Raw genomic sequence first — 25,091 nt, 5'->3', positions numbered from 1 at the left:
ATTCCGATGGTGATCACCCCATACAGGAGCTTGCCAACCAGAGCCGTGTCGACTTCTTGGCTTGGATCACACGCCTAGACTTAAGTCCTAGCCAATAGGATTGTCAAGATACCGTCAGTCGCCTAATCAATTACCAACCATTCCTATAAGATTTTATTGAATAAAGATTTTTTTAATGAAACAAAACGAAACATCGAAAAAAATAAGACGCTGTAATCCCTTGCGCAGCGACGAAAACCCCATCTATACCTAGAGGGCGACACCCAAAGAGACAAGAAAATGTCTCCAGTAGACGGTCCTGCACGCCAATCGTCGAAATGCCGTCACCCCATGCAGGACGCCCAGCGAACATGCAGTGCCGGAGGGTCCCATGGACGTCCCGCAGTCCCCGCGTTCCGAGCTGGCTGAGGTGCTGTTTCGCCTGCGCCGCACCTTCTACGCCCTGGCCGCCTTCAGCGGGGTGATCAACCTGCTGATGCTGACCCCGGCTGTCTATATGCTGCAGGTCTACGACCGTGCCCTGGTCAGCAGCAATGTCACCACCCTGCTGATGCTCACCGTGCTGGTGATCGGCCTGTATGTGCTGATGGCGCTGTTGGAGGTGGTGCGCTCGAGCGTGCTGATCCGCGTCGGCAACCGCCTCGACATGATGCTCAACAAGCGCATCTTCGGCGCCGCCTTCGAGCGCAACCTGCGCCGCGCCGGCGGCAACCCGGCACAGGCGCTGCAGGATCTCTCACAGGTTCGCCAGTTTCTCACCGGTAACGGCTTGTTCGCCTTCTTCGACGCCCCCTGGACCCCGATCTTCCTGCTGGTGATCTACCTGGTACACCCACTGCTTGGCCTGATTACCCTGATCGGCTCTTTACTGCTGGTGAGCCTGGCCTGGCTCACCGAAGTCAGCACCCGCAAGCCGCTGGCCGAGGCCAACCAGGCCTCGCTGGTATCCGGCAGTTTCGCCAACAACAACCTGCGCAACGCCGAAGTGATCGAGGCCATGGGCATGCTGCCGGCGATTCGCCAGCGCTGGTTCGGCAACCACCTGAAAATTCTCGAGCTGCAAACCCTGGCCTCAGACCGCGCGGCCTACATCGCCGGGGCCAGTCGCTTCGTGCGCGTCACCCTGCAGTCGCTGATCCTGGGCGCCGGCGCCTTGCTGGCGATTCAGGGCACCATCACCCCGGGCATGATGATCGCCTGCTCGATTCTCTCCGGCCGCGCACTGGCGCCGGTGGAGCAGGTGATCTCGGCCTGGAAGCAGTTGCTCTCCAGCCGTGCAGCCTGGGCTCGGCTATCCGGGCTGCTGGCCGACTTTCCTGCGCAGAAGCCGTCCATGCCGCTACCCAAGCCGCTGGGCATGCTCCACGTGGAGAACGCCTTCGCCAGTGCACCGGGCTCGCCCACGCCGATACTGCGCGGCGTCAGCTTCAACCTGGCACCCGGCGAGGCCCTGGGCATCATCGGCCCCTCGGCCTCAGGCAAATCCACCCTGGCACGTCTGCTGGTTGGCGTCTGGCCGGCACAAGGCGGCAAGGTGCGCCTGGACGGCGCCGACATCTATCAATGGAACAAGGCCGAACTGGGTCCCTGGCTCGGCTACCTGCCACAGGACGTCGAGTTGTTCGAGGGTAGCGTCGCCGAGAACATCGCGCGCTTCGGCGCAATCGACGGCGAGGCGGTGATCCTTGCCGCCAGGCAGGCCGGCGTGCACGAGATGATCCTGCACCTGCCACAAGGCTACGACACCCACCTGAGCGCCGACGGCGGCTCGTTGTCCGGCGGGCAGAAGCAACGTATCGGCCTGGCCCGTGCACTCTACGGCGAGCCATCGCTGATCGTCCTCGACGAGCCCAACGCCAGCCTCGACGACGTCGGCGAAGCGGCGTTGCTGCAAGCGCTGCTCGACCTCAAGCAACGCGGCAAGACCCTGGTGCTGATCTCCCACCGCCCCACCGTGCTGAACATGGTGGACAAGGTGCTGGTACTGCGCGAAGGCGCTGTGCAGATGTTCGGCAGCCGCGATGAGGTATTCGCTGCGTTGCGCCAGGCCAACGTGATCCCCACCGGCAAGGGGTCGCCGACCCTGGCCTCGGTACGGGCCAAGGAGTGACATGCCATGTCCGATCTGCAGTTCGAAAGCAAGGGGCTGATACTGACGGATAGCCCCTGCACGGTTGACATGGACGACGGCAAACCGAGTCGCTGGGGCTTGTCGCTGGTGCTCGCAGGCTTCGGTGGATTCATTCTCTGGGCCATTCTCGCGCCGCTGGATGCCGGGGTGGTGGCCAATGCCACGGTCAACGTCACCGACAACCGCAAGACCATCCAGCACCTGACCGGCGGCTCGGTCGGCGCCATCCTGGTGCGCGAGGGGGATCTGGTGCAACGCAACCAGCCACTGATCGAGCTGGACGCCACCCGTGCCATCGCCGAGCAGGGCATGGTCAGCGCGCAATACATAGTGGTCAGCACGGTGAAAAGTCGCTTGCAGGCCGAGCGTGACGGCGCCACACAGGTCGAGTTCGATCCCGAGTTGCTCAGCCGATTCGCCAACGACCCACGCCTGCATGCCTCCGTCGCCCTGCAACAACGTCTGTTCACTACCCGCCGCACCGCGTTGACCGGCGAAGCCGAGATTCTCCGCGAGAACATCCTCGGCGCCGAGGAACAGCTCAAGGGCCTGCGCCAGGTACAGCACTCGCGCAGCGCGCAGATCAGGTTGCTCAACCAGGAACTCGACGGGGTGCGCAGCCTGGCGGCGGAAGGCTATGTGACGCGCAACCGCATGCTCGAACTGGAACGCAACGCCGCCGAACTGAGCGCCTCGCTGGCGCAGAACATCGCCGACACAGGGCGTACGCGCAACCAGATCGCCGAGCTCAAACTGCGCATTCTCCAGCTTGAACAGAATTACCAGCAGGAAGTGCAATCACAGCTCAGCGATATGCAGAAAGAGGCCGCTGCCCTCGCCGACCGCCTGCGGGCGCTGGACTACGAAGTCAGCAACACGGTGATCCGCTCGCCCATCGATGGCGTGGTACTGGGACTGTCCGCCTCCACCATAGGCGGGGTGATCCAGGCCGGCTCGCGAATCATGGACGTGGTGCCGGCCAATGAGCCGCTGCAGGTCGATGCCATGGTGCCGGTACAAGCCATCGACAAGATGCAACCGGGACTGCCGGTGGACATCGCCTTCCCCGCGTTCAATCACGCGCAGACGCCGAACATCCCCGGCCGCGTACTGACGATTTCCGCCGATCGCCTTATCGACGAGACCAACAAGCAGCCCTACTACCTGGCCGAGATCGAGGTCACCGCCGATGGCATGGACAAGCTGGGCAGCAATCGCATTCGCCCCGGCATGCCGGCCACCGTGACGATCAAGACCGGTGAACGCAACCTGATGAGCTATCTGATGAAGCCCATGCTCGACCGTATCGACGGGGCCTTCAAGGAGCAATGACATGCTCGTACGCCAGATACTGTCAGGCCTCTGCTGCCTGGCCTGCCTGCCCGCCCACGCCATGGACCTGTTACAGGCCTGGGAATTGCTGCAACTGCAGGGCCCGACCTATCGCGCCGCCGTCCACGAGCGTGCCGCTGGTCTGGAAAACCCCGCTATCGGCAGAGCCGGGCTGCTGCCGCAGATCACGGCCAGGGCCAGCAAAAGCCAGGTCGACGGCACCCAGGAGCAACAGAATGCCTTTGGCCAGCGCATCGAGAACGATCTGGACTACGACTCGGAAAACCTCAGCCTGCAATTGCGTCAACCGCTGTACAACCGCCAGAAAATGGTCGAGTACCGCCAGGGCAAGCAGCGCGCCAGCTATAGCGAAGCGGTATTCGATGCCAAAACGCAGAACGTTGCCGTACGCTTGGCCAGCCGCTACTTCGACGTGTTGCTGACGCGCGAGACCATCGACCTTTCGCGCGCCAAGCTCAAGGCTTTCGAGCAGCAGGTTGCGGCTGCCAAGCGCCGCTTCGATCTGGGCGACGGCACCATCACCGACGTCGACCAGGCCACCGCCCGACGTGATCTGGCGCAGGCCGGCGTGATCGAAGCCGAAGACAATCTGGTGGTCGCCCTGCGCCTGCTGCAGGAGTTGCTCGGCAACAACCCGGATCAACTCGCCACCCTGCACGCGGAATTTCCTACCCCGCCCCTGCAACCGGACAACCTCCAGGACTGGCTACAGAAGGCGCAATTGAACAACCCTTCGCTGCGCGCACGCCAGCTCAATCATGGCCTCGCCGAAGAGGAGGTCAAACGCGCCAGCAGCGCCCACTGGCCCACGCTTGACCTGGTACTGGGCTATACCGACAGCGAGAGCGATTCGCTCTCCACCATCAACCAGACCAACCGCTACAGCTCCATCGGCCTGGAATTCACCATGCCGCTTTACTCCGGCGGCGGCGTCAGCGCGCGGGTGCGCCAGGCCACCGCGAGCCGTGAACAGGCCGGGGAAGAAGTCAATGCAAGCCGCGAGGAAGTGTTCTCCGCCACAACCCGTGAGTTCCGCGGCGTGCAGAGCGGCCAGGCGCGTATTCGCGCCCTGCAGCAGGCCGTCATTTCCAGCGAGCGGGCGCAGGACTCGGCGCGCAAGGGGTTTCTCGCGGGCTCCAGTACCAATGTCGATATCCTCAACGCCGAGGAACAGGTGTTCATCGCCCGCCGAGATCTGCTCGAAGCCAAACTTCGCTATCTGCTCGCACGCCTGCAACTGGCCGCTGCGGTCGGCCTGCTCGGCGAGGACGATATTCTCCAGGTCAATGCCTACCTGGGACCGGAGTTGGCACTCGGCTACTGAGCCGGCGTTCTGCCCGATTCCCTGGCCAGGTATTCAGCGCCAGTGGCGCTGCTGAGCGCGCCTGGTCTGCCCTGCGCCGAACATCCAGCCGCACAGCACCACCAGCACCTCCACCATCCAGGCCAGCAGCAGCGCGCTGATCACACCCCAGAGAATCGCATCCGGGGTAAACAGCACCTGATAACGGTAAGCCTGCAGGGTTTCCTCGAACAGCTCGTGATCCGCGCCAGTCGCCAGGTGCCAGGCCTGGGCGTACCAGGGCCCCTGCATGGCCTGCCATTCCCGTTCGAGCAAGGCGGAGCGCTGCACCAGGTGCCCGACGCTCTTGGCATCGCTGCGCATTACCGGGTCATCGCTGACGCGGTAGTGCGCCACCAGCGCGTCCATATCGCCCTTGAAGAAATTGCGCGCCGTTTCCTGAAAGCCTTTGAGACTCTGCTGCGACTCCAGGCGATGAGCCTCGACCCGCTTGGCGTAGTCATCGACGAAGCCCGGCACCTGCACGCCGAGCAACAGACCGAAAGCGAACAGCGTCAGGCGCAGGTAGCTTCTAAGCATGAGTTCAGGCCTTGCCGTGAGTGATGCATTCGCCGCGGCGCCACAGGCGCCATTCGCCCGGCTGGTACAGCGACCATTGTTCGTTGTCGGTCAAAGGTTCAGTGGCGATGACGGTCACCACGTCGTTGGGCGTGGTCTCTGACTGAAAATCCACCTTCAGATCCGCGTCCTTGAGCTGCGCAGGGCCGAACGGCGCGCGGCGGGTGATATGCGCGAGCTTGGTCGAGCAGAAGCTGAACAGCCAGTCGCCATCGCTGAGCAGGCAGTTGAACACGCCGAGCTTGCGGTAACTGGCACAGGACGCCACCAGCACCGGCAGGAGCATTTCCACCGATACCGGTTCGGGAAAGGCGCGACGCACGCGGTTGAGCAGATCGCAGAACGCCGCCTCGCTGTCGGTCTCGCCGACCGGTCGGTAGAAGGTAGTGGAGCCTTCCAGGCCCGCCAGCTGCCCGTTATGGGCGAAACACCAGTTACGCCCCCACAACTCACGGCTGAAGGGATGGGTGTTGACCAGGCAAACCTTGCCGACGTTGGCCTGGCGGATATGGCCGATCACCACTTCGCTCTTGATCGGGTAGCGCTGCACCAACTGCGCCACCTCGGATTCGCTGCTCGCCCGCGGGTCCTGGAACAGACGCAAGCCGCGCCCTTCGTAGAAGCCGATCCCCCAACCATCACGGTGCGGCCCGGTGCGGCCACCACGTTGCATCAACCCGGTAAAGCTGAACACGATATCGGTGGGTACATTGGCGCTCATGCCGAGCAATTCGCACATCGAATCAATTCTCCTTGCCGAGGATCAGGCGCAGGCGCTCGGCTTCATCTTGCAGACGCGCTTCGATTCGCTTGCGGCCCATTGGCAGAAAACGCACCAGCAATCGCCAGAGCAGCGCCGGCAGGTCACCCGGCCGACGCGGAATCAGGTGTAAATGGAGATGGGGCACGTGCTGATTGGAATCCGGGCCGTCATTGATCAGCAGGTTGATGCCGTTCTTACCAAAGCCAGCCTCGCGCAGCGCAGCAGCGATACGCTCGGCCAGCGTCAACAGACGCTCACGTACCGGTGGCGGCAGATCACGTAGAAAGGGCGCATGCACACGGCTGACGATCAGCACATGGGCAGGACGCATCGGGAAGATGTCCAGCAATACGATGAAATCTTCATCTTCATACAGACGATGAGCGGGTAGCCGTCGCTCGGCAATGGCACAGAACACGCAATCCATCGGGCCTCCCTTGCACAAGGCCATCATGCTGAACGCCTGGGCCGGCAGGCGCAAGGGGTCAGATCAAATACGCGGTTCCATACGCCCCGAGCGATCACGCCCGTAGTCACGAATTGGCAGGTCGTCGTCCTCTTCCAGGCGCTCGCGCAAGGTGCGCGGGTCTTCGTCGGGCTCGGTTACATGCTCGCTCTGACGCCCTTTCCACCAACGCTCGATGGGCCAGCGAACAGCGACGAACACTAGATACACGGCAAGCGCGATCAGGCTATAGAGCGCCAGATCAGCGACCGCGCGCCAGGCGTTGTTGCCAACCTTGAGCAATATATCCATGGCGGTAACCGCGAGGGCGGGCGCGAACAGTTCGCGCGCCGGGTCGACGATGGTCGGGCTGAACAGCAGCACGGCCATCAACACCCGCAGCGGCTCACGCAGGTAACGCCACATCCAGCTGGTCAGGCGCATCCACACCAACAGGCAACCCAGGGCAGCAATCCCGTAGGCCGCCCAGGCCAGGAGGTAGTCGTTTTCATTCATCATAAGCAGGCGCCGGCGTGGCAGGTCTGGCAAAGGGGCGCTTATGATAGCGGCTTTTGCCCAGCGCGGCGCCCCTGCCGTCGCCCTCTCGTTCTCTGGAGCCACGCCATGTCCTCTGCCCCCATCGCCCGCCAGGAAGCCGGCAACGACCCTTATCACTGGCTGGAAAACCGCGACAGCGACGAGGTGCTGGCGCACCTGCAGGCAGAAAACGCCTACCTGGATGCCGTGCTGGAACCGCAACAGGCCCTGCGCGAGCAGCTGTTCGAGGAGATCAAGGGGCGCATTCGCGAGACCGATCTGTCGCTGCCGACGCCCTGGGGCGACTACCTCTACTACCAGCGCACCACCGCCGGAGACGAATATCCGCGGCACTATCGTTGCCGTCGCCCTGCCGATGGTTCGCTGGATGTCGACGCGGCCAGTGAAGCGCTGCTGCTCGACCCCAACGAACTGGCCGGTGGCGGCTTTCTTTCCGTCGGTGCGTTCAGCATCAGCCCCGACCAGCAGCGCCTGGCCTACAGCCTCGACAGCAGCGGCGAGGAAATCTACCGCCTGTTCGTCAAGGAGCTGGGAAGCGGCCAGATCAGCGAACTGCCCTTCGACGACTGCGACGGCAGCATGACCTGGGCGAACGACAGCCAGACGCTGTTCTTCACCGAACTGGACGACACCCATCGCCCCTACAAGCTCTGCCGTCACCGCATCGGCGACGCCGCTGCGCAAGCCGTATTCGAGGAAGCTGATGGCCGCTTCTTTCTGCATTGCTACCGCTCCAGCTCCGAGCGCCAGTTGATACTGCAACTGGGCAGCAAGACCACCAGCGAGGTCTGGGTGCTCGACGCGCAGCAGCCGCAGGGCGACTTCAGTTGCCTGGCACCGCGTGAGGAAGGCCACGAATACGATGTCGATCACGGCATGCTGGATGGCCAGTGGTGCTGGCTGATTCGCAGCAATCAGAGTGGCATCAACTTCGCGCTTTACCGCGCCAGTGAGGCGCAGCCGCAACGTTCGCACTGGCAACAGATTCGCGCCCATGACCCGCAGGTGATGCTCGAAGGCGCCACGCTGAACCAGCGCGCTATCGTCCTCGCCCTGCGTGAAGGCGGCCTGCCGATTCTCGAAGTGCAGCCGCAGGGCGCCGAAGCCTATCGCGTGCAACTACCGGACGCCGCTTACAGCCTCTACGTGCAGGACAGCCTGGAGTTTCACAGCACGGTGATCCGTCTGCGCTACGAAGCGCTGAACCGCCCCGCGCAAGTGCGCCAACTGGAACTGGCCACGGGCGCTCAGCAGGTCCTCAAGCAGACACCGGTAGAAGGTCCGTTCGATGCCGATGCCTATGAAAGTCGGCGTCTCTGGGCCACTGCGGCCGACGGCACGCAGATACCGATCAGCCTGGTGGCGAGGCGCGAGGTATTCGCCGCAGGGAAACCTGCACCGCTCTATCTCTATGGTTACGGCGCCTATGGCGCGAGCCTCGACCCCTGGTTCTCCCACGCCCGCCTGAGCCTGCTGGATCGCGGTTTCGTCTTCGCCATCGCGCATATCCGCGGTGGCGGCGAGATGGGCGAAGCCTGGTACCGTGCCGGCAAGCTCGAGCACAAACAGAACAGCTTCGGCGATTTCATCGCCAGCGCCGAACGCCTGATTGCCGAGGGCCTGACCACCCCCGCACAACTGGCGATCAGTGGTGGCAGCGCCGGTGGCCTGCTGATCGGTGCCGTGCTCAACCAGCGCCCCGAGCTGTTCGCTGCTGCCATCGCAGAAGTTCCCTTCGTCGACGTGCTCAACACCATGCTCAACCCGGAACTGCCGCTGACCGTCACTGAATACGACGAATGGGGCGACCCGAATCAGCCCGAGGTCTTCGAGCGCATCAAGGCGTACGCGCCCTACGAGAATGTGCGCGCCCAGGCTTATCCTCCCATCCTCGCTGTCGCCGGTTACAACGACAGCCGTGTGCAGTACTGGGAAGCTGCGAAATGGGTGGCCAAACTTCGCCGCGACAAGACCGACAGCAATCTGCTGCTGCTCAAGACCGACCTCGGCGCTGGCCATGGCGGCATGAGTGGGCGTTATCAGGGCATCAAGGATGTGGCGCTGGAGTACGCCTTCCTGTTCCGTGTGCTAGGGATAGCACACCCGTAGGAGCGGTTGGGCGGCATTCCGCTTCAGCAGCGACTCCCCAGCATCGCTGGCTGAAGCCGCTCCTACGCCGATCACTCCGCCTTGCGCTGCCCGTCCAGCCCCTGGCTATTGCGGCGCAGTTGCTCATCGAGCTGCGGAATCGATTGATCGCCAGTGGATTTCGGCGCAGTCCCTGGGGGCGTTTGTCCCTGGGGCGGCGGTAAGAGGGGCGCCGATCCCTGGCGCTTGATCGTAGTGGGCGTGGAAGGCTGGCCGTAAGGCTGTGGCGTCGCAGTGCCCGGCGCACCTGCCCCAGGCGCGGACGGCATGCGCATCGGTTCCTGAGCCCAGGCCAAGCCGCCAAGGCTGGAGGCCAGAATCATCACGGCGAACATAGGCAAGCGCATGACATATCTCCTGTGCAGCTGGCTTTCGTTCTATTCTGGCAACATATCCAGTCAAGCGTTCACCTCCCGATAACAGGTTCTGCCATGAGCACCAATAACAACCGCTACTACCTGTCCGCCCAGGCCGAAGAAGGCTACCGGCAGAAAGCGCTGAAAATGTACCCCCATGTCTGCGGCCGCTGCGCCCGCGAGTTCTCTGGCAAGCGCCTGAGCGAACTGACCGTGCATCACCGTGATCACAACCACCACAACAACCCGGCCGATGGTTCCAACTGGGAGCTGCTGTGCCTGTTCTGTCATGACAACGAACACTCGCGCTACACCGACCAGCAGTATTTCGCCGAAGGCTCCACTGCCAGCCCTCAGGCTGCCAAATCGACCTACAAGGCCTTTGGCGATCTGGCCAGCCTGTTGAAAAAGGACTAGGGCGTGGCACTCGGCACCGTATAATCGGCGCTTTTGCGAGTGCCACCGTGGCCAACAAACGATACGCCTGCATCGGCCTGTTCAACCCGAAATCACCGGAAAACGTCGGCTCCATCATGCGTGCGGCGGGCTGCTATGACGTCAGCTCGGTGTTCTACACCGGCACCCGCTACGACCGCGCCAAGGATTTCATCACCGACACCAAGAAGGTTCATCAGGATATCCCGCTGATCAACATCGACGATTTGCGCAAGATCCTGCCGCTGGGTTGCACCCCGGTGGCGGTGGAACTGGTCGATGATGCACGCGCCCTGCCCGCCTATACCCATCCCGACCGGGCGCTGTACATCTTCGGCCCAGAGGACGGCTCACTGCAGCAGGAGATTCTCGACTGGTGTGGCGCTGAAGTCGTGTACATCCCTACTCAGGGCTGCATGAACCTGGCCGCGACGGTCAACGTGGTGCTCTACGACCGCCTGGCCAAAGGTAACAATACCCGCTCCGGCCCCTTGTTCTGACTCGAACCAGCAGACTGGGAGCGAAGCGGTAACACTCAACGCAGCAACCGCGTATCCAGCGTCTTCGACGGCCCACCGATGACGTTTTCGGTGATGTCGATGAAGTCCTTGGTGCTGACCTTGTCCAGGCGCATCAGGCCACGGGTCACGTCATCCAGCGACAGGTTGCCCTTTTCCTTGGTCTTCTGGCGGATTTCCCGGTCCAGCTCCTGCAACAGCAGCACCGCACGCGCGGTAACGGGGCCGCTGGCATTGTCAGTACGCAGGCTGTTGACCGGCTTGCTCCAGCGAATCAGCTGCTCGCGGATCTTCTGGTAACGGTCTTCGCTGATACCCCCGGCGCGGCGCATCAATTCGATGGCGTAGTACTCGGCCAGGCCTTCGGCGATCCAGTCACTGCGCTCGCGGCCATAGATGCGGCCGAATACGTGCACCAGTTCGTGCACCAGCGAGCTGGTGCCGTTCTCGCTGACCAAGGGCCGGTCAGCATGCATGAAGTAGGAATTGGCCGCCGACAGGCCGCCGCGCCACATCGGATCCCCAGCGCCGACGATCAGCAGCTTGTCCGGGTCGCGCGGGAACACCTGCTGCATCTGCGGCCAGACGAAGGTGAGGAAGGTCATGATATCCATGCGCCGCATGCCCTCGCCGACCGGCGCGGAGATGGCGATTTCGGTATCACCCAGGCGAGTGCGACGGGTACCCAGCTTGCCGGCCAGCATCCAGCCGGTCGGGCGGTCGAACTTGCGCTGCGGGTTATCGATGCGAAAGCGGTTCTTGCCGATACGCGGCCAACCGGTTTCCACGCTCTTCCAGCCCTTGGGCAGCTCGAACTGCAGGCGCGCCACCAGCTCGGTCTTGTTCTGCTGATCGAGCTTGGCCGCCGGAATCAGGTCGTCCCCCCTGAACAATGCCCAGTCGTCAGTCATCCTGGCGTCGTAGCGCCCCGGCTTGCGTTCGCTGTCGATCAGCACGCGGTAGCTCAGTACGCTCTTGCCCTCGCCCGGCTGCCACTTGCCGCGCCCGGCAACCTCCTGCGACCACTGGCCATCGGCCTGGAAATCGCTGAAACGCCCGTCTTCGCCAAGATTGAAGTCGAGGCTGCGCACGTACTCGCCCTTCTCCAGAGTGATGCTGACTTCAGCCTGATTGCTCTCGGGCAGAAAGCGCACCCGGTAATCCAGATCGACCTTCTGCGTGGCAGCGAAGGCCGGCAGACTCAGAAGCAGCAGAGACGCGTACAACGGCAAGCGAAGGGACATCGAGCAAAACTCCTGATGCGGGATGTGACGGCATCTGACAGCGGCGTCACAGGGCAAATTCCATTAACGGGAGACAGATTTGCCACGAAGCCGCGCGGCAATCAACCCGCGCGGAAAATCAGATGATCTTCCCAGTCGTCTTCGGCCACGCTGTTTTCACTGAGCATGCGTCCCGATTGGGAAATGCGCTCGGCGTGTACAGCGTCCGGGTCGCCTGAGACCAGATGGTGCCAATGTGGCAGGTCCTTGCCTTCGCTGACCAGGCGATAAGCACAGGTCGGCGGCAGCCACTGGAACTGATCGGCCTGCGCCGGGGTGAGCTGAATGCAGTCAGGCACATGCTTGACCCGGTTGGGATAATCGCTGCAGCGACACGTCTGCAAGTCCAGCAATTTGCAGGCGATGCGCGTGTAGTAGACGGCGCCATCATCCTCATCCTCGAGCTTCTGCAAGCAGCACAGGCCACAGCCGTCGCACAACGACTCCCACTCCCCCGGATCGAGTTGGGCGAGGGTCTTGCGTTTCCAGAAGGGTTCGAGGTCGGCGGCCATGGCAACGGTATGGACTCAGGCGAAAAAAGCGCGGCAGTCTAGCTTGAGCCCCAGCCCTGGCCAAGCAGCGCATGCCGAATGGCGGGTCATGGGGAGCCACCAGAAGTAGGGCGCGCCATGCACACCGCCTCGATGTTCAGTAACCGCGAGCGAAATCCACTTCACCACGTAACGGCTCTCCCGCTTGCCAGCGCGCCAGGTTGTCGATGAAAAGCTCACTCATCAGCGCTGGGTCGGTGGGCGCCGAGCTGTGACCGGTGAGCAACAGGCGCGGTGCATTCCAGAACACATGAGCGGGCGGCAGCGGCTCTTCGCGACAGACGTCGATCACTGCGCCGGCCAACTGGTTGCGCTCAAGCGCGGCGACCAGATCGGCATCGACCACGGCGACACCGCGCCCGGCATTGATCAGCACCGCTTCTGGGCGGAAATGGGCAAGCAGCCGGGCATCGTACAGGTCGCGCGTGGCCGGCGTGTCCGGCAGCAGGTTGACCACGTAATCGGCCCAAGTGACCAGATGAGGCAGTTGATCCATCGCCGCCACGTCGAGAAACGGCTCCTGCTCACGCGCCTGACTGGCGACGCCACGCAGTTCCACGCCGAAAGGCTGGAGAAACTCGGCGACGGCCTGACCGATATCACCGCAACCGACCACCAACACGCGGCGCCCGCGCAGGCTGCGCGGCAGGCGGTGATCCCAACGCTGCTCGACCTGCGCCGCAAGGCGGGCGAACAGGCGCCGTTCATGGGCCAGCAGATGACCGAGCACGTATTCGGCCATCACCTGACCGAAGATGCCGACAGCGCGGGTCAGGCGGTAGTCGTGCGGTAATCCCTCCGCCAGCAGCGGCGTGATGCCGGCCCAGGTCGATTGCAGCCACTGCGGGCGCACACCGTCGCGTAGCAAGGGCGCGAGCAGGTCGGGCTGTCCCAGCCAGAGGTCGCAGCCACGGGCGACCACACGCAGTTGTTCGAGCTGTGCGCCGGCGACCAGTTGCAGTTCAGGGCAGGCGCTACGAATACGCTCGGCGTAGAACGCATGCTCTTCTTCGGCGATCAGCAGGCGCATGGCTTACACCGGATCGTTGCGGCGCAACAGTTCGTCGGGCAGATGCTGAATGTACTCCTCCTCGGGGGGCGGCATCTGCAGGTGATAGCCTTGCTTGTCGAGGTTCTCCAGCACCTGGGCGATGTCCTCGCGAGCCAACTGGCGCTCCGGGCTGAGCACCAGATCGAAGGCATGCGCGGGCGGGCCGAACACCGCGAGTAGCCCCTCGGGTACACGTGTCAGAGCCTCGGCCTTGAGCACGTAGAGATACATCTCGTTCTTGCGCGGGCTTTTGTAGATGGAACAGATGCGTTTCACGCGGATTCTCCTTCAGCGGCCAGGCAGTCAAGCAGCGCCTGGCCCATCAGCTCCCGGCGCCAGCCACGCAGGGAGTCGGGCAATTGATAAGGACCATTGGGGTAACCGCTTTTCAGCAGGGCCTCCAGGGTTTTCTTGCGCAGCATCAGCTCGGGCACGATATCCAGGCGCTCGCCCTCGCGCTGGCCGACGGCGCGCAGTTTCTTCAATAGCGCAGAGGCTTCGATTGGCAACGGCTCGGGCAAGGCTTCGGGCCACTGCTCGGGCGGCAGCGCCGCGGCATCACGAATCAGCTGCAGCAGTGTCTCCCCGTCCTGACGCACGGTTTTCGGGTGCATGTCCTCGATGCGCGCCAGCGCCACCAGGTTATCTGGCTGGGTACGGGCCAGCGGCCACAACGAATGCTCACGCAGGATGCGATTGCGTGGCTGGTTGCGCGCGCGCGCCTCGCGCTCGCGCCAGGCGCACAGCGCGCGGAGCACGGCCTGCTGCTGGCGCGATAGTTTCCAGGCCAGCTTGGCATCGCGCCAGGCATCTTCCGGGGCGATCTCACGACCGAGATTGGCGACCAGCTCGGCACCGTCCTCCAGAATCCACTCGACCTTCTGCGGCGCCAGGCGGGCCATCAGGGCGCGGTACACCTCGACAAGGTGCGAGACGTCCTCGGCGGCGTAACGCACCTGGAGTTCGGACAGTGGCCGCTGCAGCCAATCGGAGCGGGTTTCGCCCTTGGGCAGCTCGATATCGAGCAGCGCCTGTACCAGGCGCGAGTAGCCCATGGAGAAGCCGAGATTGAGGTAACCAGCCGCCAATTGCGTATCGAACAGCGGCGCCGGCAAGCTGCCGGTCAGGCGCAGGAAGACCTCCAGATCCTCACTGCACGAATGCAGTACCTTGACCACGCTCGGCGCTTCGAGCAGCGCGGCGAACGGCCGCCAGTCGCTGATACGCAAGGGGTCAATCAGATAGGCGCCGTCGCCACCGCTGACCTGCAGCAACCCAGCGATGGGATAGAAGGTGTCGACGCGCATGAACTCGGTGTCCAACGCGACGAAGGGCAGCGCCTGCCAGACAGCGCAATGCTCAGCCAGGCTGGCGTCGTCAAGAATCCAGTGAATGTCGTTAGCCACGCGGCTCTCCCGTCTAGAATGCCGCGCAGTATATATGCCCAGGCCAGCGCACGGGGCAGCAGCCTGCCGCCGATCACCGGAACTGTGTAATCTGTGCCGCGCACCGCCTCCGACACGGAAGAACAACAATGCTGAAGAAACTGCTTGCCCTGATCGTCATGCTGCTGGCCGCAGCGGCCAGTTACCTGGCCCTGACCCCCAGCCCGATCGATCCACTGCCCTGGGACGCCGCGCCCGCCCCGGCGATGACGGGCGCTCTGGAGCCCAACGACACCCTGATGAAAGCCGAGCTATTGGCGCGCGGCCAGGTGCATGGTCCGGAAGACACCGCCGTCGACAGCCAGGGCCGGGTCTACGCCGGCCTGCATGACGGCCGCATCGTTCGCGTGCTGGCAGACGATAGCCTGGAAACCTTCGCTGACACCGGCGGCCGCCCGCTGGGCATGAACTTCGACGCCAGTGGCAACCTGATCGTCGCCGATGCCTACAAGGGCCTGCTGAGCATCGACCCGCAGGGCGCGATCAAGGTGCTGACCACCGAGGCTGAAGGCCTGCGTTTCGCCTTCACCGACGACCTGGACATCGCCAGCGACGGCACCATCTACTTCAGCGACGCCTCATCGCGCTTCGAACAGCCGGACTACCTGCTCGACCTGCTCGAGGCCCGCCCCCACGGTCGCCTGCTCAGCTATGACCCGACCAGCGGCGAAACCCGCGTATTGCTGAAAGACCTGTATTTCGCCAACGGCGTAGCCCTGTCGGCGAACGAGGACTTCGTACTGGTCAACGAGACCTATCGCTATCGCATCACCCGCTACTGGCTCAAGGGCGACAAGGCCGGCCAGCACGACATCTTCATCGACAACCTGCCGGGCCTGCCGGACAACCTGCAGGGCGACCGCAATGGCACCTTCTGGGTAGCACTGCCGACCCCGCGCAAGGCCGACGCCGACTTCCTCCATCGCCACCCCTGGCTCAAGTCGCAACTGGCCAAGCTGCCACGCGCAATGTGGCCGAAGGCGATCCCCTACGGCTTAGTCATCGCCCTCAACGAGCAAGGCGAGATCGTCCGCAGCCTGCATGACCCCAGCGGCACGCGCCTGCGCATGATCACCTCGGTCAAGCCGGTAGGCGACTACCTGTATTTCGGCAGCCTGGATAACGATCGAATCGGCAAATTGCAGATTCATTGAGCCAGAAGGCGGCCCGGGTCATTCAGGCCTGGGCCACCGGCTCAGACCTTCTGGGCGATCCAGATGGTGTGCCGCGTGCCCCGATTGCCGTGGGCATAGACCTGCACCGCCTCACCCTTGAAGCCGGCCTTGCGCACTTTCTCGGAAAAGGCGCGGTCGGCGCTCGACGACCATACCGCCAGCATGCCCTTGGGCCTTAGCGCTTTGGCGCACTGGCGCAGGCCGTCCATGCTGTACAACCAGTCATTGCCCTTCTGCGTCAGGCCTTCGGGGCCATTGTCGACATCCAGCATGATCGCGTCATAGCGCTGCACTGCTGCCTGCAGCACCTTGGCGACGTCCTCCTGGATGATCAGCGTGCGCGGGTCATTCAGGGGATAACCCGACTTCGCACCCAGCGGGCCACGGTTCCACTCGACCACGCCTGGCACCAGTTCGGCGACCGCAACCTCGGCATCGGCACCCAGGTGCTGCAGCGCTGACGCCAGGGTAAACCCCATGCCCAGGCCACCGATCAGCACACGCGCCTGTGGCCGACTCGCGATCTGCTTGCAGGGAATCGCGGCCAGGGCATCTTCCGAGCCGTGCATGCGCGTATTCATCAGTTGCCCGCCATCGCCTCCAGCAATCTTGATGACGAAGTCGTCACCGTACTCGAACAGATTGAGCGCGCCATCCGTACCGGGGATTGCAGCGGTGTCGAGCAAGACGAAACGTTTCATGCAGACGAAGACCTATGTAGCGAGCAACGGGGCGGGCAGCATGCCTGAATCACGCACGCAACACAGCCCCGCTATAAACGACGAGGCCCCGCGTTCACACGCGAGGCCTCGAGTCTGCTGCGATAAGCTCAGACCACGCCTTGCGCCAGCATGGCATCGGCCACCTTGACGAAGCCGGCTATGTTGGCGCCCTTGACGTAGTTGATGCGGCCATTCTCCTCACCATGGTGGACGCAGGCATGGTGAATGTTCTGCATGATGCCATGCAGGCGTTCATCCACTTCACCGGCGCTCCAGTGCAGGCGCATGGCGTTCTGGCTCATTTCCAGACCGCTGGTGGCCACGCCACCGGCGTTGGAAGCTTTGCCCGGCGCGTAGCAGATGCCGGCCTCGACGAACAGGTCCACCGCCTTCAGGGTCGAGGGCATGTTGGCGCCTTCGGCCACGCAGATGCAGCCGCTCTTCAGCAGCGCCCGGGCATCCTCACCGTCCAGCTCGTTCTGCGTCGCGCACGGCAGCGCGATATCGCACGGCAGGCTCCAGGGCCGCTGCCCCGCCAGGAACTGCAGACCATAGTGCTCGGCCATCTCGCGCAGGCGGCCGCGACGCACGTTCTTCAGGTCCATCAGATAATGCCATTGTTCAGCGCCCAGGCCGCCCTCGGCATACAGCGTGCCCTCGGAATCGGACAGCGAGATGACCCGGCCACCCAGATCCATGACCTTCTGCGCAGCGAACTGAGCAACGTTGCCGGAACCGGAGATAGCCACGCGCTTGTCCTCGAAACCCTGGCCGACGCACTTGAGCATTTCCTGGGCGAAGTACACGCAGCCGTAGCCGGTGGCCTCCGGGCGAATCAGGCTGCCGCCGTAGCTCAGCCCTTTGCCGGTCAGTACCGAGGTGAACTGGTTGGACAGCCGCTTGTACTGGCCGAACAGGTAGCCGATCTCACGGCCGCCGACGCCAATGTCACCGGCCGGCACGTCCAGATCGGCACCGATATGGCGGTACAGCTCACTCATGAACGACTGGCAGAAGCGCATCACCTCGCCTTCGCTCTTGCCCTTGGGATCGAAGTCCGCACCGCCCTTGCCGCCGCCCATGGGCAGCGAAGTCAGCGAGTTCTTGAATACCTGCTCGAAGGCGAGAAACTTGAGTACACCCAGGTTCACCGAGGGGTGGAAACGCAGACCGCCCTTGTACGGACCAATGGCACTACTCATCTGGATACGGTAGCCGCGGTTGACCTGCACCTGGCCACGGTCGTCGACCCAGGGCACGCGAAACAGGATGGCCCGTTCCGGCTCGACCATACGCTCGAGAATGCCAGCCTCGCGATAGCGCGGGTTGGCTTCGAGGAAGGGCCACAGGCTGCGCACCACCTCTTCCACCGCCTGGTGGAATTCCGGCTGATCGGGATCGCGCTGTTTCAGGCGCGCCAGGAAAGAATCGACGGACAACGACATGCGGCACCTCGACACCACAGAGACAAAGTGGCCGGCACTCTAGCAGGCAGCAAAGCACCAAAACAGATCAAAATGTCGCCTTGATGAAACTTTTTAGTGCATCACCCAGTGAGAAAAGATTGAAAAGCTTCTATAGCAGAGTTTTCCCAATTCAATTACGCACCGAATAAGAGCCAAAAACGCACGAATATCGACCACGACTTGCGCCGCTGGTGCCACAGCTTTGCCGAATGAAGCTGAACAGGCTCGTTCTTCGTGGGGATCGGATAGCAGGCTAGGCGGTATGATGCCGCAAACCCTGCTATGACACAGGAGACACCATGCCACTCGCTCAACTGATCAGCACGGAACACCTTCAACAACGTCTGGGACAGGAAAACCTGCTGATCCTGGACTGCCGCTTCGCACTCGAAGACCCGGCCTACGGCCGCCGCAGCTACCTTGATGGGCATATACCGGGCGCCCACTTCCTCGACCTCGAACAGGATCTGTCCGCTCCGGTGGTCAAGGGCGTCACCGGCCGCCACCCACTTCCCGACCCGAGCGCACTGGTCGAACGCCTGCGCAGTTGCGGCCTGCGGGCGGACAGCCAGGTGGTGCTGTATGACGATGGCCCCGGCGCCTTCGCCGCGCACGCCTGGTGGTTGCTGCTGTGGCTGGGCAAACGTGATGGCCTGTACCTGCTAGATGGCGGCCTGAAAGCCTGGCGTGAAGTCGGCCAGGAACTGACCACAGCGGCACCGAGCAATGCCCCCGGTGATTTTTCCGCGCAACCGGACAACAGCCTGCTGCTGACGGCCGATCAACTGGCCCAGCGCCTGGGCAACCCGGACCTGACCCTGCTCGATGCGCGGGCCCTACCGCGCTTTCGTGGCGAGGTCGAGCCACTCGACCCAATCGCCGGGCACATTCCCGGCGCGCAATGCGCCGTGTTCACCGACAACCTGGGTAACGATGGCCGCTTCCTTGCGCCGAACGCCTTGCGCGAGCGCTTCGACAAGCTGCGCGGAGAACGTCCCCTGGAAAACCTGGTGGCCTATTGCGGCTCCGGCGTCACTGCCTGCCACAACCTGTTCGCCATGAGCCTCGCTGGTTACCCACTGGCACCGCTCTATGCGGGGTCCTGGAGCGAATGGATCACCGATCCGACACGCCCGATAGCCACGGGCGATTGATCGAAGGTTTTAAGCACCAATCGAAATATGCCCAATAACTCAGATCAAGAATCAATTTAAAAACAGACCTTTACAGCTTAAATATCGCACTAGACTTGAAAATGAGCGGCTAACCCCGCTCCCGGTGGGGCCTTTATCGAAGAGCCACTAGAAAAGCTGCCACGCGCCCGGCCCCACCGGCACCCTCCGCGAGGATGCCATGGGAATTGCCGCCTGCGATCTCAGCCAGCATGTGATCCGCCCTACCCTTCTCTATCTCGAACGCCATAGCGCCACGGCCGAAGCGCTGCTGCTGGGAGCTGCCGCCTGTCAGTCGGCACTGGGCAGCGCGCTGGACACCCCGCAAGGTCACGGCCTGTATCGCATCAGTGAACAGCGCCACCAGATACTCTGGGACCAGCATCTGGCCTTCGACCCCGAGCTTGCCAGCCGTGTACGTGGCCTCGCCAGCCAGCACGCCTTCCTTGAAGCACCACACGTGGAGCTGACGGTCAATCTGCGTTACGCCACGGCCATTGCCTGGCTGCTGGTCGAAAGCGAGAAACTCGAGATGCCAGCCGCCGATGATCTGCCGGCCTTGGGCCGAATATGGTGCAAGGTTTTTCAGCCCCAGGCTCGGCAACATGATTTTCTCGATGCCTGGCAACGCTGCATCGAGCCCGTTAGCCAGGTAGCCTGATCAAATAGTCAGAAAATCTAATTTAGAAAATCCGTACATTATCAAACCAATTGTCCGACAATGCGCTCTATTTAGGGAACTTCAGCGTCTTGGCAGGGGTCAGGAAAAACTGTAGCGTGCGCCCCCCGCCTCACCACAGGAGCTTCCCCGTGAGCAAACGTCTTCTCAAGACCGGTCTTGCCGTCGCCATCACCGCCACCTCGAGCCATGGTTTCGCCAGTGGCTTCGCCCTCAACGAACAAAGCATTTCCGGCATGGGCACCTCCTTCGCCGGACGCTCATCGTCCGCCGATGACGCCAGCACCGTGTTCGGCAACCCGGCCGGCATGTCCCGCCTCAAGCGCGACGAAGTGTATGTAGGGGCGGCGGCGATTCACGCCAAGAGCGATATCAGCCACGCCAGCGCCAACGCAGGCCCCCTGGCGCTGTCGGGTAGCAACGACGGCGATATGGTGCCGACCACTGGCGTGCCCATGGGCTATTACGTCAAACCGCTGGACGACAAGGTCGCCTTCGGTCTGGGCGTATACGTGCCCTTTGGCCTGATGACCGATTACGAGAGCAGCTTCCAGGGCCGCTACTACGCCGACAAGAGCTACGTGCGGGTGATTACCGTGCAGCCGACCTTGAGCTATCGCTTCAACGACAAGCTGTCGGTGGGTTTCGGCCCGACCTTCAACCACATCGAAGGCGAACTCACTTCCTCCGTGCTCAACCCGCTGAGTCCCGGTAGCAATGACGGCAAGGTGAAGGTCAAGGGTGACGACACCGCTGTCGGCTTCAACGTCGGTGTGCTCTACGAGTTCACCCCGAACACCCGCGCAGGCGTGACCTACCATTCGCGCGTGAAGTACGAACTGGAGGGCGATACGCGCGTTTCCGGTAGCGGTGCGCTGGCCGGCATCGCCGGCAAGTACGACGCCAATCTGGACCTGACCACGCCCGAGTCGGTGGATATGTCCATCACTCACGACCTGAGCGATGCGCTGACGCTGTATGTCGGCAGCACCTGGACTCGCTGGAGCCGCTTCAAGGAAATCCGCGTGGAGAACGACTCCGCGACGCTGCCGGCCAACCTCTCCACCATCGTCGAAGAGCAGAACTGGCACGACACCTGGGCCCATGCAGTCGGTCTGTCGTACAAGGTCAGCCCGCAGTGGACGCTGCGCACCGGTATCGCCATCGACCAATCGCCGACCAACAACGTCGACCGCTCGCCGCGCGTGCCCTCCGGTGACCGCACCATCTTCAGCGTCGGCGCCGGCTGGAGCCCCAACCAGGACATGACCATCGACGTGGCCTACTCCTACCTGCAGGAAGAGTCGGTGGACGTGAACCACGTCAGCGCTACCCGTGGCACCTACAGTGCGCGCTACAAGAACAGCGCTCATGGCCTGGGGGCTTCACTAAGCTATCGCTTCTAATCGAGGCTCGGCTTTGGCTAAACTCACGCGGCAGAACAACAATAAAAGCCGCGTGAGAACATCATGACTGCCCTCTGCACCACCCTGCCCGACAATCTTCGCCTGCTGCTGGTCGACGACCATCGCATCTTTCTCGACGGCCTCTCCCTGGCCTTGTCGCCACTGAGCCAGAACCTGCAGATCCATACCGCGCACAGCGCTGCAGAAGCGGAGCAGTGCTTGCGTCAGCATGACTATGACCTGATCCTGCTCGACCTGCGCCTGCCTGACGATCCCGGCATCGAGCTGTTGCAGCGCTGGCTGGTGCGCGGCGAGAACACGCCGGTGGCGATTCTCAGCGCCAGTGATTCCGCGCTGGAGGCGCAGGCGGCGCTGGCCGCCGGCGCACTCGGCTTCATCCCCAAGAGCTCCGATGGCAACGCCCTGCGCCAGGCGGTGACCCGCGTCTTGCTGGGCGAAACCCTGCCTGCGCCAAGCAGCTCATCACCCCTGACACCCAGGCAGTTGGAGATTCTCCAGTTATTGGCAGAAGGCCTGCCGAACAAAGCCATCAGCCGCGAACTGGGTCTGGCCGAAGACACGGTGAAAACGCACCTCAAGGCGCTGTTCGAAACCTTCGCCGTGCATACACGCACCGCCTGCGTCAGCGCCGCCCGTCAGCGCGGCTGGCTGTGATCAGGTGAGTGCCTGGCGTGCCTGCAACTGAGTGGCCAGCACCTGGCGCAAACGCACCGGCAACAGGGGCTTGCCCAGAGGAATGACGTGCGCCGGCAGGCAGCGTTCATGCAGTTCTGGGCTCAGATCAGCAGTGATCAGCAACGCCGGCAACATCTGCCCTGCCGCCTCGCGCAATCGCTCGATGGCCTGCAGCCCGTCGCCCCGCTCGGCTAACCGATAATCGCTGATCAGTAGCTGCGGCGCCTCCTGACGCAAGGCCTGCAGCGCACCGGCCAGATCGGCGCAGGCCTGCACCTGGCAACCCCAGCGACGCAGCAAACCGGCCAGGGCTTCGCGCCCAGTGGCGTCGTCTTCGAGCAACAGGATGCGCCCGCGCAATGCCAGCGCAGCATCCACACGTGGCGCTTGTACCGGCACCTCAGCAAGCGGCAACTGCAGGGCGAAGCGTGTGCCAGCACCTGGCTGGGAGTGCAACTGCAAGGGGTGCTCCAGCACCTCGGCCAGCTGTTGCACGATGGCCAGGCCGAGACCGAGTCCGCGCTCGGCATTGCGCCCGGGATTGTCCAACTGACGAAACTCCTCGAACACCAACGCCTGTTCCGCCTCGCTGAGACCGCGGCCATCGTCCGCCACCTCCAACACGATTGCGTCGCCGTCATGCCGCGCACTCAGCTTCAGGTGCTGCGCCTGTGCGTGCAGCAGCGCATTGTTGAGCAGATTGCGCAGCAGTCGCTCCAGCAACAGCGGATCGCTGTACACCCCGCACTCGTCACAATGCAGCTCTAGTTGCAGCCCTTGTTGCTGCGCCTCCGGAAGCACTTCGGCAATCAGCCGCTCGAGCAATGGGCGCAGGGCGAACACATGTGGCCTGGCCTGCACGCCACCGGGCAAGGTCAGGCGGGTGTAGTCGAGCAACGATTGCAGCAGACGCCCCAACTGCTCTACCGAAGCGGCCAGACGCGCGCTGATGCGCCGGGTTTGCTGATCGCCGCCCTGCTCCACCAGGTGTTCGGCGTACAACCCCATGGCGTTGAGCGGCTGGCGCAGATCGTGACTGGCAGCCGCCAGCAGACGCAACTTGCGCGCGTCATCGGCTTCGGCGCGCTGGCGCGCCAGGTCGAGCAGGCGCAGGTTCAGCCAGGCGCCACGCTGACCATGCTCCTGCATATAAACACCGACGCTGCCGATCAGGTTGGCGCAGAACAGAAACAGGCCCTGGTAAGCCAGCTCACCGCCGGTTTCGCCGAACAGCACACCCACACCGATGAACAACAGGCAGAAGCTCCAGCTGCACAGACTGATCGCACGGAACGACAGCCCAAGCAGGGCGTAGCCGAACAACAGGACGAGGAACAGGCCGTCGTAGGGCATCGCCACGCCCTGCTGCCAGCACAGGTGCACGATCAACGCGACGCTGACACCGTTGACCCAGTAGGCCGCGGCATAGACCAATGGCACCCTGGCAGGCGGTGCCTCGATCCGGCGACAGTAGAAAAAGGACAGCGCCAACACCGCCAGCGCGATCAGGCGCAGCGGTAGCACCGAGAGACTGACCGTCAGCGGCATCAGCAGAAAATCCAGCAGCGCATAGATCAGCTGGAACAAGGCTGCCGTGGGGGCGATCAGGGGCAGACGCCGACGAATACGCTGCACCCGATGCTCGGCAAAACCCGCCTCCAGCTCGGCGACGAAACGCAGCGAGCGATAGCCTCGGCGCTGCTGGGCCAACAGCAGGCGCTCGCTCATGGGCGACATCCGTCAGGGGTCGAGCGGCTCCGGCTGCTTCGCGGCAATGGCGTCATAGGTTTCCACACGGTGTCGGTCTTCACTGCTGAACAGCCGCTCGCGCAACTGGCGCTGCAGTTGCTCGCCATCTGCCTCGCTCAGCCCACGACCCTGCAGGCTGGCCAATTCATTGCGATAGGCCTGGTAGTGCTGCTGCCAGCCGCGCTCGCGCCGCTGCTCATCGAGCAGGCGCTGCACGGTGTCCGGATCATAGGTCATCGCCAGGAACTCGCGCACCTGTTGCTCGTCCGCACCATCACGCCAGAGTTGCTCGCTGCGCTGCAATTGCTCCAGAGCCAGTTGCTGGCGCTGCTCACTTTCTCGCAGCGCGTCGGGCAGACGCTCACGCAACTGTTCGAGCAATTGCGTGCGCTGCGCCTCGCCGAGGTCATCACGCTGCTGCACTGCCAGGCTATCGAGGGTGTAACGGGCGTAGGCCTGTTCGGCGCCGAACAGCGCTTCCTGCGCAGCTGCAGAGAAATGTGCGCGGCGCAGCTCGTCCAGGCGCGCGAATGCCGACTGCAGAGCCTGTAACTGCGCCTGCGGCTCGACCTGCTGCCGAGCATCCAACGGCTGCTGCATCAGCGCCATGCTGGCACGCTTGTAGTCCAGGTAATCACCGAGCAGGCTGATCATCTGCCCGAGTGCAGGCTCCGGCAGGCGCCGGCCGGCATCGGCCAGCAACGCCTCGATCACCGCATCGAGCCCGGAATGATCGACCGCGCTGAGGAAGTAATCGAAGTAATCGCGAACCGCCAGATCCAGCAGCAGATTGCCGGCCGCGTCGGTACGCAGCCGGCCATCCACCTCGGTACCGGCCAGGCTGGGCAAGGTCGCGGCTATTGGCGGCTGCGCCTCGGCGGGCGCCTTGGCGGGGGAAGTCGAAGCCTGCTCGATCGACGACTGCCGTGACGGCACGGCGGCAGTGGCAGCAGGCTGCGCTTCAGGCACTGCTGCCGGCCAGCGCCAGTACAGGGTAAGGCCACCAGCGACCACCACGGCAACCAGGGAAAGACTGAAGAATTTGGACATGCGACCTCACTACGGCGA

The 25,091-nt window shown here is 63.3% G+C and carries 25 protein-coding genes; 11 read left to right on the top strand and 14 right to left on the bottom strand.

Features of this window, described 5'->3' with window-relative positions; genetic code table 11:
• Positions 1–370: 370 nt before the first annotated feature.
• The 3 genes from BM186_RS07735 to BM186_RS07725 are packed head-to-tail and all read left to right on the top strand — an operon-like array spanning position 371 to position 4,808.
• A complete protein-coding gene (locus BM186_RS07735; RefSeq protein ID WP_074914331.1) occupies positions 371–2,110 on the top strand; it encodes a type I secretion system permease/ATPase in 1,740 nt (579 codons plus the stop codon).
• Positions 2,111–2,116: 6 nt separating this feature from the next.
• Positions 2,117–3,463 carry an HlyD family type I secretion periplasmic adaptor subunit gene (locus BM186_RS07730; RefSeq protein ID WP_072424646.1) on the top strand — a complete coding sequence of 449 codons (1,347 nt, stop codon included), beginning with the start codon at positions 2,117–2,119 and terminating at the stop codon, positions 3,461–3,463.
• Between the two features lies 1 nt (position 3,464).
• Entirely contained in the window at positions 3,465–4,808 is a 1,344-nt protein-coding gene (locus BM186_RS07725) for a TolC family outer membrane protein (RefSeq protein WP_074914328.1), read from the top strand.
• Positions 4,809–4,841: 33 nt separating this feature from the next.
• On the opposite strand, the gene BM186_RS07720 is transcribed toward BM186_RS07725, so the two are convergent.
• From BM186_RS07720 to BM186_RS07705, 4 genes are all read right to left on the bottom strand, one after another.
• The gene (locus BM186_RS07720) at positions 4,842–5,366 is read right to left on the bottom strand and encodes a DUF2937 family protein (RefSeq protein ID WP_074914325.1); all 525 of its coding nucleotides are present in this window, start codon (positions 5,364–5,366) and stop codon (positions 4,842–4,844) included.
• Between the two features lie 4 nt (positions 5,367–5,370).
• The gene (locus tag BM186_RS07715) at positions 5,371–6,144 is read right to left on the bottom strand and encodes a class II glutamine amidotransferase (protein WP_003461657.1); all 774 of its coding nucleotides are present in this window, start codon (positions 6,142–6,144) and stop codon (positions 5,371–5,373) included.
• Positions 6,145–6,148: 4 nt separating this feature from the next.
• On the bottom strand, positions 6,149–6,595 hold the full coding sequence (locus BM186_RS07710) for an HIT family protein (RefSeq protein ID WP_064494848.1): 447 nt from the start codon (positions 6,593–6,595) through the stop codon (positions 6,149–6,151).
• 63 nt (positions 6,596–6,658) lie between these two features.
• On the bottom strand, positions 6,659–7,132 hold the full coding sequence (locus BM186_RS07705; RefSeq protein WP_074914323.1) for an MFS transporter: 474 nt from the start codon (positions 7,130–7,132) through the stop codon (positions 6,659–6,661).
• A gap of 105 nt (positions 7,133–7,237) precedes the next feature.
• On the opposite strand from BM186_RS07705, the gene BM186_RS07700 reads away from it, so the two are divergent.
• Positions 7,238–9,280 (top strand): S9 family peptidase, encoded by a 2,043-nt coding sequence (locus tag BM186_RS07700; protein WP_074914321.1) that lies wholly within the window; start codon positions 7,238–7,240, stop codon positions 9,278–9,280.
• A gap of 71 nt (positions 9,281–9,351) precedes the next feature.
• Here BM186_RS07700 and BM186_RS07695 read toward each other — a convergent pair whose 3' ends face one another.
• Positions 9,352–9,666: a hypothetical protein gene (locus BM186_RS07695; protein ID WP_064494547.1), complete on the bottom strand. Its 315-nt coding sequence runs from the start codon at positions 9,664–9,666 to the stop codon at positions 9,352–9,354.
• A gap of 84 nt (positions 9,667–9,750) precedes the next feature.
• Between BM186_RS07695 and BM186_RS07690 the strand changes: the two genes are divergently transcribed.
• Together BM186_RS07690 and BM186_RS07685 are read left to right on the top strand one after the other, a co-directional pair.
• Positions 9,751–10,092 (top strand): YajD family HNH nuclease, encoded by a 342-nt coding sequence (locus BM186_RS07690; RefSeq protein ID WP_003461667.1) that lies wholly within the window; start codon positions 9,751–9,753, stop codon positions 10,090–10,092.
• Positions 10,093–10,139: 47 nt separating this feature from the next.
• On the top strand, positions 10,140–10,610 hold the full coding sequence (locus tag BM186_RS07685) for an RNA methyltransferase (protein WP_003461669.1): 471 nt from the start codon (positions 10,140–10,142) through the stop codon (positions 10,608–10,610).
• 35 nt (positions 10,611–10,645) lie between these two features.
• Here BM186_RS07685 and BM186_RS07680 read toward each other — a convergent pair whose 3' ends face one another.
• From BM186_RS07680 to rnd, 5 genes are all read right to left on the bottom strand, one after another.
• On the bottom strand, positions 10,646–11,872 hold the full coding sequence (locus tag BM186_RS07680) for a gluzincin family metallopeptidase (protein ID WP_074914319.1): 1,227 nt from the start codon (positions 11,870–11,872) through the stop codon (positions 10,646–10,648).
• A 101-nt stretch (positions 11,873–11,973) separates the two neighbouring features.
• Positions 11,974–12,423 (bottom strand): YcgN family cysteine cluster protein, encoded by a 450-nt coding sequence (locus BM186_RS07675; RefSeq protein ID WP_074914316.1) that lies wholly within the window; start codon positions 12,421–12,423, stop codon positions 11,974–11,976.
• Positions 12,424–12,559: 136 nt separating this feature from the next.
• Positions 12,560–13,492 (bottom strand): D-2-hydroxyacid dehydrogenase, encoded by a 933-nt coding sequence (locus BM186_RS07670; RefSeq protein WP_074914313.1) that lies wholly within the window; start codon positions 13,490–13,492, stop codon positions 12,560–12,562.
• Between the two features lie 3 nt (positions 13,493–13,495).
• Complete coding sequence (locus BM186_RS07665) at positions 13,496–13,789, bottom strand: YcgL domain-containing protein (RefSeq protein ID WP_072424636.1); 294 nt, start codon at positions 13,787–13,789, stop codon at positions 13,496–13,498.
• Entirely contained in the window at positions 13,786–14,919 is a 1,134-nt protein-coding gene (rnd, locus tag BM186_RS07660; RefSeq protein WP_074914311.1) for a ribonuclease D, read from the bottom strand. The genes BM186_RS07665 and rnd overlap by 4 nt, the downstream gene beginning before the upstream one ends.
• 131 nt (positions 14,920–15,050) lie before the next feature.
• Between rnd and BM186_RS07655 the strand changes: the two genes are divergently transcribed.
• Positions 15,051–16,112 carry an SMP-30/gluconolactonase/LRE family protein gene (locus BM186_RS07655; RefSeq protein WP_099481806.1) on the top strand — a complete coding sequence of 354 codons (1,062 nt, stop codon included), beginning with the start codon at positions 15,051–15,053 and terminating at the stop codon, positions 16,110–16,112.
• Positions 16,113–16,153: 41 nt separating this feature from the next.
• On the opposite strand, the gene BM186_RS07650 is transcribed toward BM186_RS07655, so the two are convergent.
• Both BM186_RS07650 and gdhA read right to left on the bottom strand, forming a co-directional pair.
• Positions 16,154–16,834, bottom strand: a complete 681-nt coding sequence (locus BM186_RS07650; RefSeq protein ID WP_074914306.1) for a spermidine synthase — start codon at positions 16,832–16,834, stop codon at positions 16,154–16,156.
• A gap of 128 nt (positions 16,835–16,962) precedes the next feature.
• Complete coding sequence (gene gdhA / locus BM186_RS07645) at positions 16,963–18,300, bottom strand: NADP-specific glutamate dehydrogenase (RefSeq protein ID WP_074914303.1); 1,338 nt, start codon at positions 18,298–18,300, stop codon at positions 16,963–16,965.
• 320 nt (positions 18,301–18,620) lie between these two features.
• On the opposite strand from gdhA, the gene BM186_RS07640 reads away from it, so the two are divergent.
• The 4 genes from BM186_RS07640 to BM186_RS07625 all read left to right on the top strand — a co-directional run bounded on the left by BM186_RS07640 (position 18,621) and on the right by BM186_RS07625 (position 22,253).
• Positions 18,621–19,475 carry a sulfurtransferase gene (locus tag BM186_RS07640; protein WP_074914301.1) on the top strand — a complete coding sequence of 285 codons (855 nt, stop codon included), beginning with the start codon at positions 18,621–18,623 and terminating at the stop codon, positions 19,473–19,475.
• 199 nt (positions 19,476–19,674) lie between these two features.
• Positions 19,675–20,154: a hypothetical protein gene (locus BM186_RS07635; RefSeq protein ID WP_017677451.1), complete on the top strand. Its 480-nt coding sequence runs from the start codon at positions 19,675–19,677 to the stop codon at positions 20,152–20,154.
• Positions 20,155–20,303: 149 nt separating this feature from the next.
• On the top strand, positions 20,304–21,578 hold the full coding sequence (locus tag BM186_RS07630; RefSeq protein WP_074914298.1) for an OmpP1/FadL family transporter: 1,275 nt from the start codon (positions 20,304–20,306) through the stop codon (positions 21,576–21,578).
• Positions 21,579–21,641: 63 nt separating this feature from the next.
• Entirely contained in the window at positions 21,642–22,253 is a 612-nt protein-coding gene (locus BM186_RS07625; RefSeq protein ID WP_074914295.1) for a response regulator transcription factor, read from the top strand.
• On the opposite strand, the gene BM186_RS07620 is transcribed toward BM186_RS07625, so the two are convergent.
• The gene (locus BM186_RS07620) at positions 22,254–24,002 is read right to left on the bottom strand and encodes a hybrid sensor histidine kinase/response regulator (protein ID WP_074914292.1); all 1,749 of its coding nucleotides are present in this window, start codon (positions 24,000–24,002) and stop codon (positions 22,254–22,256) included.
• Positions 24,003–24,014: 12 nt separating this feature from the next.
• Positions 24,015–25,073, bottom strand: a complete 1,059-nt coding sequence (locus BM186_RS07615) for a lipase secretion chaperone (RefSeq protein WP_074914290.1) — start codon at positions 25,071–25,073, stop codon at positions 24,015–24,017.
• Positions 25,074–25,091 lie beyond the last annotated feature (18 nt).

The organism is Ectopseudomonas toyotomiensis, assembly GCF_900115695.1.
GTDB lineage: Bacteria > Pseudomonadota > Gammaproteobacteria > Pseudomonadales > Pseudomonadaceae > Aquipseudomonas > Aquipseudomonas toyotomiensis.
The sequence above is the reverse complement of the archived record's forward strand: the minus strand, read 5'-3'. Positions and strand labels throughout refer to the sequence as shown.

Excerpts from the sequence above, each read along its gene's own strand:
- BM186_RS07735 (WP_074914331.1), top strand. The coding sequence starts at position 371 with ATGGACGTCCCGCAGTCCCCGCGTTCCGAGCTGGCTGAGGTGCTGTTT.
- BM186_RS07730 (WP_072424646.1), top strand. The coding sequence starts at position 2,117 with ATGTCCGATCTGCAGTTCGAAAGCAAGGGGCTGATACTGACGGATAGC.
- BM186_RS07725 (WP_074914328.1), top strand. The coding sequence starts at position 3,465 with ATGCTCGTACGCCAGATACTGTCAGGCCTCTGCTGCCTGGCCTGCCTG.
- BM186_RS07720 (WP_074914325.1), bottom strand. The coding sequence starts at position 5,366 with ATGCTTAGAAGCTACCTGCGCCTGACGCTGTTCGCTTTCGGTCTGTTG.
- BM186_RS07715 (WP_003461657.1), bottom strand. The coding sequence starts at position 6,144 with ATGTGCGAATTGCTCGGCATGAGCGCCAATGTACCCACCGATATCGTG.
- BM186_RS07710 (WP_064494848.1), bottom strand. The coding sequence starts at position 6,595 with ATGGATTGCGTGTTCTGTGCCATTGCCGAGCGACGGCTACCCGCTCAT.
- BM186_RS07705 (WP_074914323.1), bottom strand. The coding sequence starts at position 7,132 with ATGATGAATGAAAACGACTACCTCCTGGCCTGGGCGGCCTACGGGATT.
- BM186_RS07700 (WP_074914321.1), top strand. The coding sequence starts at position 7,238 with ATGTCCTCTGCCCCCATCGCCCGCCAGGAAGCCGGCAACGACCCTTAT.
- BM186_RS07695 (WP_064494547.1), bottom strand. The coding sequence starts at position 9,666 with ATGCGCTTGCCTATGTTCGCCGTGATGATTCTGGCCTCCAGCCTTGGC.
- BM186_RS07690 (WP_003461667.1), top strand. The coding sequence starts at position 9,751 with ATGAGCACCAATAACAACCGCTACTACCTGTCCGCCCAGGCCGAAGAA.
- BM186_RS07680 (WP_074914319.1), bottom strand. The coding sequence starts at position 11,872 with ATGTCCCTTCGCTTGCCGTTGTACGCGTCTCTGCTGCTTCTGAGTCTG.
- BM186_RS07675 (WP_074914316.1), bottom strand. The coding sequence starts at position 12,423 with ATGGCCGCCGACCTCGAACCCTTCTGGAAACGCAAGACCCTCGCCCAA.
- BM186_RS07670 (WP_074914313.1), bottom strand. The coding sequence starts at position 13,492 with ATGCGCCTGCTGATCGCCGAAGAAGAGCATGCGTTCTACGCCGAGCGT.
- BM186_RS07650 (WP_074914306.1), bottom strand. The coding sequence starts at position 16,834 with ATGAAACGTTTCGTCTTGCTCGACACCGCTGCAATCCCCGGTACGGAT.
- gdhA (WP_074914303.1), bottom strand. The coding sequence starts at position 18,300 with ATGTCGTTGTCCGTCGATTCTTTCCTGGCGCGCCTGAAACAGCGCGAT.
- BM186_RS07640 (WP_074914301.1), top strand. The coding sequence starts at position 18,621 with ATGCCACTCGCTCAACTGATCAGCACGGAACACCTTCAACAACGTCTG.
- BM186_RS07635 (WP_017677451.1), top strand. The coding sequence starts at position 19,675 with ATGGGAATTGCCGCCTGCGATCTCAGCCAGCATGTGATCCGCCCTACC.
- BM186_RS07625 (WP_074914295.1), top strand. The coding sequence starts at position 21,642 with ATGACTGCCCTCTGCACCACCCTGCCCGACAATCTTCGCCTGCTGCTG.
- BM186_RS07620 (WP_074914292.1), bottom strand. The coding sequence starts at position 24,002 with ATGAGCGAGCGCCTGCTGTTGGCCCAGCAGCGCCGAGGCTATCGCTCG.
- BM186_RS07615 (WP_074914290.1), bottom strand. The coding sequence starts at position 25,073 with ATGTCCAAATTCTTCAGTCTTTCCCTGGTTGCCGTGGTGGTCGCTGGT.